This is a genomic window from Streptomyces sp. NPDC057654, assembly GCF_042800135.1.
Lineage (GTDB): Bacteria > Actinomycetota > Actinomycetes > Streptomycetales > Streptomycetaceae > Streptomyces.
In genome coordinates, this window is the sequence record NZ_JBHVHQ010001334.1 from 1 (window position 1) to 1,504 (window position 1,504).

Sequence of the window (1,504 nt, forward strand, 5' to 3'; positions counted from 1 at the left end):
CCCGAGGGCAAGAAATCGCAGAGGAGCGCGCTGTGTCAGTCGTCATCACAGGAGCAAGCGGATTCCTGGGCAGCCGCGTCCTGCGGCACCTGCTCGCCGAGGAGACGCGCGAACCCGTCGCGGTCCTCGGCCGCGGCTCCCCGGACACCCTGCGTGAGCGCGTCGAGGCCGCCGTCGCCTGGCTCGACGGCCCGCCCGTGGCCCCGGACGCGTGGCGGCGGCTGCGCTACGTGAGCGCCGACCTGACCCGGCCGGCACTGGGACTGACGCCCGAGCAGCTCGCCGAAGCCGCCGACGGCGCCCGCGAGGTGTGGCACTGCGCCGCCCGGCTCCACCTCGCGGGCGACGAGTCGGAGCTGTTCAGCACCAACGTCCGCGGCACCCGCGCCGTCCTGGACCTGGCCGAACGCGCCCCGGACGCCCACCTCGTGTACGTGAGCACCGCCTTCGTCGCCGGCCGGCGGGACGCGGGCCACATCATGGAGGACGACCTCAGCGACGCCGACGGCTTCCACACCCGGTACGAGGAGACGAAGTACACCGCGGAGCGCATGATCCGCGCCTGGACCGCGGCGAAGGGCCGCCGCGCCGTCATCGCCCGCCCCAGCCTCCTGGTCGCCGACCGCCCGGCCCCCGCCGGACTGCCCGCGCAGCCGCTGGACTACGTGGCCCGGCTCGTCGACGACACCCTCCGCCCCCGCACCGGCCCGATGCCCGGACTGCCCCTGCGCGGCGGCGTCCTGCCCCTGCGGCTCCAGGGCGACCCGAACGGCGCCATGAATCTCCTCCAGGCCGACTACGCCGCCGAGGCCATGGTGCGCGTGGCCGCCGCCGCCCGCGCCCGCACCGGCTGCGGCGTACGCACCGTGCACGTCACCCACCCCCGCGAGGTCGCCTTCCCCGCGGCCCGCGACGCCCTGCGCACCCTCTACCCCGGCCTGCGCCTGGCCGTCGTCCCGACCGTGCGCAACCCCTCCCGCCACGAGTCCCTCGTCATCGAACACGCAGGCCACTTCCTCGACTTCGGCGCCCAGCACCGCACGTACGACCGGACCCACCTCCGCGAGGACGTCGGCGACCTCCCCGAGCCGCCGGACGTGGACGCGGACTACCTCAGCCGCGCCTTCGACCGGGCCGGCGCGCACCGGCAGGCGGCGGTGTAGGGCTGTGGAGGGGACGCGGGAGGGGGCGCGGACTTCCTGGCGGAGTACGGCCCGTTGGCCGAGGCAGCGGCGGGGATCAGAGCCGGCCGCCGGGGCGGTTCTGCTCTCCGACGCGGGGCTGGCGGGGTACCGGGACAGCCACCCCCGGACCAGTCTGGCGATCGGGGCGGCGCTGGTCTGCGCCGGTCCGGTGCCCGAGGTCGCGCTGCTGCGGACGGTTCTCGAACGTTCCGCGGCGGCCTTTCCCGCGCTCGGCGACCCCGGCGCGGCGGCGGACCGGATGCGGTACGCGGCGGTGGCCGCCGCCGACGCGGCGGCGGCGGGCCACTGGCACCGGACGC

General features: G+C 76.7%; 2 protein-coding genes. Both read left to right on the forward strand.

What is annotated here, in order from left to right; translation table 11 throughout:
* Window positions 1-32: 32 nt before the first annotated feature.
* The gene (locus ACFU99_RS43350; RefSeq protein WP_384404223.1) at window positions 33-1,163 is read left to right on the forward strand and encodes an SDR family oxidoreductase; all 1,131 of its coding nucleotides are present in this window, start codon (window positions 33-35) and stop codon (window positions 1,161-1,163) included.
* A 4-nt stretch (window positions 1,164-1,167) separates the two neighbouring features.
* Window positions 1,168-1,504: hypothetical protein (locus tag ACFU99_RS43355; RefSeq protein WP_384404226.1), on the forward strand; the 337-nt coding region annotated here is incomplete at its 3' end.